We start from the raw sequence: 6,536 nt of genomic DNA, 5'->3' as shown, positions 1-6,536 counted from the left end.
TCGCGATCCAGGGGCCATGAGCCGGAAAGTTCTCACCGGCGAACGTGATGCCCATGCTCTGGACGACAAACCACATCATTCCGAGGAACAGTGCGCCGGCAATCCACGTGGTGCCATGGAGCGCATGCGCCGGATGGCGTTTTTCCAGAACCTTCATCGCCGCGATGCCGATGAGCGACGCAACAAGGCCGACCATCGCGGTCATGAGCGGGAGGGCGATCGCTGCCGAACGACTCCCCGCCAATGCCGGGATAGAAGCTCCAATCGCGATGGTCGCGACCATCGAGCCAACGTATGACTCGAAAATGTCCGCGCCCATGCCGGCGACGTCACCGACATTGTCCCCGACGTTGTCGGCGATCGTGGCCGGGTTCCGAGGGTCATCCTCCGGAATTCCCGCTTCGAGCTTTCCTACGAGGTCAGCACCGACGTCAGCGGCCTTCGTGAAAATCCCCCCACCGACGCGAGCGAACAACGCGATCGAGCTGGCGCCCATCGCGAAGCCCGAAACGATCTGGGCGTAGAGCTCGAATTCATCTCCACTGCTCGCGGGCGCGCCGTATATATAGTAAAGAACGCCGAGCCCCAGCATGCCGAGGGCGGCTACTGCGAGACCCATCACGGCTCCACCAAAGAACGCGACACGCAGTGCCTTGCCCTGGCCGTGGTCATTCGCAGCCGCAGACGTCCGTGTATTCGCTCTCGTGGCAGCCTTCATACCCGCGAAGCCTGCAGCGACAGAGCTCAGGGCGCCAAAGAGATACGCGGCAGCCGAAGTCAAAGCGATGGCATAGGCGAGTAGGCCCGCGACCACCACCACGAATGCCGCGAGGACGGTGTATTCGCGACGTAGAAACGCCATCGCGCCATCATGAATCTGCTCACCGAGATCCACCATCATCTCGTTACCGGGATCCTGCTTCTTCACATAGCCATAGATCGCGCCAGAAATGGCGAGTCCCAAAAGGGCGAGCATCCAGGCGTATTCGGTTAGGTCGACGAAATTCATCGAATTGTCTTTCCTCTGGTTCGTCGTGCGCTGAGTGTGTTCGTCTTATCGATTGAAGCGGTTCATCACCGCCTCGACTCCCTCAGCGACCCAGGCCTCGACGGCCTCAGTCAGCTCCGGGAGTAATCCCACTACAGTATCCTCCTCCTCTTTCGGCATCGGTCCGAGAACCCATTCGGCGAGGTCTTCGCCGTCCGGCTTCTTCCCGACCCCGACTCGGAGTCGCGCATAACCGTTCGACTGCAGCGCGCCCGAGACCGACTTCAATCCGTTGTGTCCCCCCGCCCCGCCCTCAGGTCGAAAGCGGACGCGACCCACGTCGAGCGCGGCGTCATCGACGACAAGGAGGAGGTCCTCCGCTGGATCGAACCCGTCGAGTTCACGTAGCGACCGCACCGCGAGGCCACTTCTGTTCATGTACGTCGTAGGCTTCATGAGCCGAACCTCGCACCCTTCCACGACTCCTTCACTTATGTGGGCTTTTCCACTCCTCTGGAAGGGCCCAAAATCCCAGTCATACGCCAACCGATCCACGACCCACCAGCCCACGTTGTGTCGAGTGGAGTCGTAGTCGGGCCCGGGGTTCCCGAGCCCGAGTACAACCTTCACTCGACAGCCTGATCAGCTAGCGAATCAGGACGCGTCGTCACCACCCTCAACACTTTCTTCGACCACGACACCCTCTTCGTCCTCGGTAGTCTCCTTCACTACCTCAGCTCTGGGCTGCGAGACCATACAGATCGTCTGTCCCGGTGCCATCATCGCCTCGACGCCCTCACCGAGGGTCAGATCCGAAACGTGCATAACGCCGCCGAGCGCCAGTTCCGAGACGTCCACCTCGATGGACTCAGGGATCTTCGACGGGATGCAGCGAACAGACAGATCGTGCACGATCTGCTCAATGACGCCGCCCTCAACGGAGACGCCTGTCGGGATCCCGATCAAGTAAAGCGGGATGTCCACTTCGATCGCGACACCCTTTTGAATGCGCAGGAAGTCGACATGAAGGAGAGATGCCTTCCAGGGATGCGTCTGAATGTCTCGCACCAGTGTGGGAATCGGCTCCTTCTCGCTATCGACTTCGATGTCGATAATCGTGTTGTCCACGGAGATCCGGTGAAACAGGAGCTCTGCGTCGTGGGTGTCGAGAGAGAGGTGGAGTACGGCGGTGTCACCGCCGTACACGACGGCAGGAAGTTTTCCGATCGCACGGAGCTTCCGCGCAACGCCCTTGCCGGTACCGACTCTAGCTTCAGCCTTCAGTGTCGCTTCGTTCGCCATAATATGTTCCTCTGATTAGTCGGCCCCCAGGGTCTCCCAGGGCCCTTTCCCTCAGTCATCCGGCAGCATCTCAAAGAGCTCACTCACGGACTCGTTCGAATGCACGTGATCGATTGCTTTCGCCAATAAATCCGCTACAGACAGGATCCTAAGGTTGCTGAACTGCTTCTCTTTCGGGATCGCAATCGTGTTCGTAACCACCATCTCCTCGAGTGGAGATGCACTCAGGCGCTCCACAGCGGGCTCTGAGAACACTGCGTGTGTCGCGGCAGCATACACCGTCTTCGCGCCGCGCTCCTTCAATGCCACCACCGCGTTGGCCAGCGTCCCCGCCGTATCGACCATGTCGTCAACGAGGAGGCAATTCCGGCCTTCCACGTCACCGACGACATTCAACACTTCCGACGTATTCGCCTCAGTGCGTCGCTTGTCGATGATCGCGAAGCTCGCTCCCAGTCGCTTGCCGTAACCCCTCGCCATCTTCGCGGAGCCCACATCTGGCGCGACCACCACGAGATTTTCGAGCCCAAGATTCCGGAAGTAGCGGGTGATGACGGGCGCAGCGTACAGATGATCGACAGGGATGTCGAAGAAACCCTGGATCTGATGCTGATGGAAGTCGATCGAGATGACTCGGTCAGCACCAGCCGCGACGATGAGGTTGGCGACAAGCTTTGCACCGATCGCGACACGGGGTTGATCTTTACGATCCTGACGTCCGTACCCGAAATAGGGGATGACCGCCGTCACGCGTGCAGCGGATGCCCTGCGTGCCGCATCCATCAGAAGCAGAAGCTCCATGATGTTGTCGGCGGGTGCGCTCGTCGTCTGCACGATGTAGACGTCCCGTCCTCTCGCATTTCGATCGATCCGAGCGAAGATCTCGCCATCCGCGAACTGCTTGATCGTCGCGGCGTCTGGTGACTCCCCGATGATCTCCCCGATTTCGGCGGCGAGTGGACGATTTGCTCGGCCGGCCAGCAGAAGTAGCGGACCCCGTCTGTAAGTGTCGTCCATTCCGATGGGGGGTGGGGTGGGAAGTGCCAGTGGCGCGCGACGAGACAGCACAAAAAGCTAGAGAGGACCCTCAAGACGGTCAACGGATTCCGCTTGACTTCGAAATCGAGGGAGGAGACCGCATCGGAGAGATCTGCGGTTCGCAATACGAGCCGGATCTTATATCGCCCATCCTTCAGCGGCGGGAGGTCGAGATCGGGGCAGTGGAAGGCGTGACCTAGTCCATCAGGCGCTGCTTCCTCCCACGAACAGGGTCAGCGGCGGTGGAGGCGTACTCAGCCCGAGAAAGCTCTCGACAGGACTGAGCATCCCCCGGTCCGTCCGGACGACAGAGACCTCAAGCCGAAGCGTTTCTGCCCTGAACCTGAGCCTTGTCACTTCCTTTAAGCTATCCACACCACATCGCGTGTGGCACGGCGCTCGAAATTGGCCCGGATGGATTCGAACCATCATTACCGCTGCCAAAGAGCGGTGTCCTGCCATTGGACGACGGGCCAGTGCCGGAATGTTACCGGAGAGAGGGTCGGCGGTTCAACCCCCTGTCAGCTCTCCGTGATCGTCGGGAGCGAAGACTCTGTCGAGACAGCGACGAACCGCCACCCGAGACGTGCAGAAAGAGTCGTTGCGACCGCGGACGCGACCTCATCCGAATCGAAACAACCGAAGCAGGCACTTCCGCTGCCCGACAAGCCAGCCACGTCCGCGCCGGCGTCAACGAGGGCGTCGAGCGAGTCTTGGACCTCAGTGTGAAGATCGACCACCGCGGCCTCGAAGTCGTTCTCGGACCACTCGTCGACCTGATCCCAGTTGAGGTCCTCGCGGAGGGGCACGACGCGGGTGCCTCCGTGGACGTCTTCTTCAGGGAGCATTCTGAAGGCCTCCACCGTGGGCTGATGCACGGGTGGCAGCGCCAGTACCACTGGTCTCCGCGGGAGCGCACTCACTTCAGTCAACTCCTCCCCCCTCCCCCGACCGATTGCCAGAGGCGCTCCCAAGAAGAACGGGACATCCGAACCGAGGCGAGTCCCCACACGGTGAAGTGCGTTGTCGTCGGAAACCCCGGTGAGCGCAGCCATGCACCTCAGGACGGCGGCAGCGTCGGATGAGCCCCCTCCCAGTCCAGCACCGGCAGGAATATGCTTCTCGAGTTCGATCTCGACTCGGGCGGACATCGCGAAGCTGGAGAGAAACGACTGGGCAGCGCGCCAGGCCAGATTGTCACGGTTCGGCCCAAGATCGGCGCCGACAACCTCGAGGCGGATGGAAGAAGTACCCGCGGGCTCAAGGTGCACCCGTACCCGATCGTAGAGAGACACTGCCTGGAACAACGTCTCAAGCTCCCGATACCCGTCCGGTCTCCGGTGCAAGACGCGCAGAAAGAGGTTGATCTTCGCGGGAGCAAGCGTGCTCGCAGAGCGCCGCGCGGTCATCAGCGTGTGTGTTCTTCTACACCAACGGACGGCTGAGCAGCGTCACCCTGAGGGCTGACACCGTCCTCGGTGCCGCCACCTCCACCGACCTCGCCCAGTGACAAGCCAAGTTTCCAGGTGTACCACAAACCGATGGCAGTGATGGGAATCCAGCCGCCGAAGTGATACGCAAACGCGAAAGCCAGAGCCTGCGGGTCCGGCACCCCGTAAACAGTCGTTAGCGCAAAGCTCACGCCAGCATGGAAGGTGCCGAAGAAACCGGGTGCCGCCGGCAAAGCCACCGCAAATCCGACCACCGCCTCAGTAAAGATCGCTGAAACCCAGCCGGTATCGATTCCGAAAGCGAGCATGCCGAGCCAGAAGGACAGACCGTGCCACGTCCAGAAGAACAGCGACCACGCGAAGCCCGCGATGAGCAGCTTGGGCTCGCGCATGATCGTGATCGACTCCAGTAGACCACGAAGCCACGACGTGATCTTCCCGGCAGTGGGCTGCGGGACGAATGACGTCACCGCCTCCGCGATCCGCATGAATACCTTCGGTAACGCAGCCATGATCACGAGCACCGCGAGCACGCCGAGTACAAGCGCAATCGCGAAATTGAACAGAGACAGGCCGTAGCCCGTGGTGAGAGCATCGGTCGCAGGGAAGCTCGGCAACAGGAGCGGGATAACCAGAAACAGAAGCAACACGACGCCGTCCATGAAGCGCTCTACGACGAGCGAACCGAAGGCTGCCGTCACGCTGACGGGTTCCATTTTGCTAAATGCCAGCGGGCGAGCCAGCTCCCCAGCACGTCCCGGAAGGAGGTTGTTCGCCATGAAACCGATCGAGACCCCTGCAAACCGTGAACGGAGTCGGGTATCGGCTTTTATCGGAGTGAGCAGGACCTTCCAGCGAAGGGCACGAATAAAGAAGCCAAAGGTCGCCACGAATACGGATGCCGCGAGCAACAGAAAATTGCCCTGTGCGATCTGCGAAAGGACCTCAGTGAAGTCCACGTCCCGCAGGACCCAACAGAGCGCAAAAACGGTGACCGTGATCCCGATGATGGCCTTGGCCCACGTCTTCATTCCACGCGTGCCCGCGTCAGGATCGCGGCCATGTCACGCACTGCCGCCTCCATTCCGGTAAAGACCGCTCGAGACACGACGCTATGTCCGATGTTGAGTTCTTCCAGCGCCGAAATTGCGGCAACCGGGGCGACGTTCTCGTAGGTCAGGCCGTGACCAGCGTGCACTCCCAAGCCCGCAGCCCGCGCGCACTCGGCCGCATGCTCCAGGCGCCGCAGCTGACACACTCGTTCCTCGCCGCTGGCGTTCGCGTACTCCCCGGTGTGCAGCTCGATCGCATCAGCTCCGAGATCGACAGAGACCTGAATGGCGGCCTCCTCCGGATCAATGAACAGTGATGTTCGGACGCCGGCGTCGGACAGTTGCCTCAGCGCCTCTCCCGTCGTGCTTCGTTGCGCGTCGTGGGAAAGGGCAAGGCCTCCTTCTGTCGTCACTTCCTGACGCTTTTCGGGGACGAGCGTGGCCTGCATCGGGCGCCACTCACAAGCGAGCGCCAAGATTTCCGAGCTCGCCGCTAGCTCGAGATTGACTGCCGTTCTGGCGGTCTCCATGAGGACACGAACATCACGGTCCTGGATATGCCGGCGGTCCTCCCTGAGGTGGACGGTAATCCCGTCCGCGCCCCCCAGTTCGGCCAGTACTGCCGCCCGCACCGGATCGGGCTCATCAGTCATCCGAGCCTGCCGCACCGTGGCGACATGATCAATGTTCACGTAGAGCCGCATA

General features: G+C 61.1%; 7 protein-coding genes and 1 tRNA gene. All 8 read right to left on the bottom strand.

Going from position 1 to position 6,536, the window contains the following annotated elements:
• Positions 1-1,009 (bottom strand): sodium/proton-translocating pyrophosphatase (locus tag OSA81_11420; protein MDE0899618.1); only part of this gene is annotated, 1,009 nt, incomplete at its 3' end.
• Between the two features lie 45 nt (positions 1,010-1,054).
• On the bottom strand, positions 1,055-1,618 hold the full coding sequence (gene pth / locus OSA81_11415) for an aminoacyl-tRNA hydrolase (protein ID MDE0899617.1): 564 nt from the start codon (positions 1,616-1,618) through the stop codon (positions 1,055-1,057).
• 24 nt (positions 1,619-1,642) lie between these two features.
• Positions 1,643-2,290: a 50S ribosomal protein L25 gene (locus OSA81_11410; GenBank protein ID MDE0899616.1), complete on the bottom strand. Its 648-nt coding sequence runs from the start codon at positions 2,288-2,290 to the stop codon at positions 1,643-1,645.
• A 51-nt stretch (positions 2,291-2,341) separates the two neighbouring features.
• Entirely contained in the window at positions 2,342-3,307 is a 966-nt protein-coding gene (locus tag OSA81_11405; GenBank protein MDE0899615.1) for a ribose-phosphate pyrophosphokinase, read from the bottom strand.
• 426 nt (positions 3,308-3,733) lie between these two features.
• A tRNA-Gln gene (locus tag OSA81_11400) sits at positions 3,734-3,804 on the bottom strand.
• 45 nt (positions 3,805-3,849) lie between these two features.
• The gene (gene ispE, locus OSA81_11395; GenBank protein ID MDE0899614.1) at positions 3,850-4,737 is read right to left on the bottom strand and encodes a 4-(cytidine 5'-diphospho)-2-C-methyl-D-erythritol kinase; all 888 of its coding nucleotides are present in this window, start codon (positions 4,735-4,737) and stop codon (positions 3,850-3,852) included.
• Positions 4,737-5,810: a lysylphosphatidylglycerol synthase transmembrane domain-containing protein gene (locus tag OSA81_11390; GenBank protein MDE0899613.1), complete on the bottom strand. Its 1,074-nt coding sequence runs from the start codon at positions 5,808-5,810 to the stop codon at positions 4,737-4,739. Before OSA81_11390 ends, ispE begins: the two co-directional genes overlap by 1 nt.
• A complete protein-coding gene (locus OSA81_11385) occupies positions 5,807-6,535 on the bottom strand; it encodes a pyridoxine 5'-phosphate synthase (GenBank protein ID MDE0899612.1) in 729 nt (242 codons plus the stop codon). The genes OSA81_11390 and OSA81_11385 overlap by 4 nt, the downstream gene beginning before the upstream one ends.
• Between the last annotated feature and the right edge of the window lies 1 nt (position 6,536).

It is taken from the genome of Longimicrobiales bacterium, from assembly GCA_028823235.1.
In the GTDB taxonomy this organism is placed as follows: domain Bacteria; phylum Gemmatimonadota; class Gemmatimonadetes; order Longimicrobiales; family Gaopeijiaceae; genus UBA2589.
The sequence above is the reverse complement of the archived record's forward strand: the minus strand, read 5'-3'. Positions and strand labels throughout refer to the sequence as shown.

Bases quoted from the DNA above. Each gene is read 5' to 3' on its own strand.
- OSA81_11390 (MDE0899613.1), bottom strand. From the start codon at position 5,810: ATGAAGACGTGGGCCAAGGCCATCATCGGGATCACGGTCACCGTTTTT.
- OSA81_11405 (MDE0899615.1), bottom strand. From the start codon at position 3,307: ATGGACGACACTTACAGACGGGGTCCGCTACTTCTGCTGGCCGGCCGA.
- ispE (MDE0899614.1), bottom strand. From the start codon at position 4,737: ATGACCGCGCGGCGCTCTGCGAGCACGCTTGCTCCCGCGAAGATCAAC.
- OSA81_11385 (MDE0899612.1), bottom strand. From the start codon at position 6,535: ATGCGGCTCTACGTGAACATTGATCATGTCGCCACGGTGCGGCAGGCT.
- OSA81_11410 (MDE0899616.1), bottom strand. From the start codon at position 2,290: ATGGCGAACGAAGCGACACTGAAGGCTGAAGCTAGAGTCGGTACCGGC.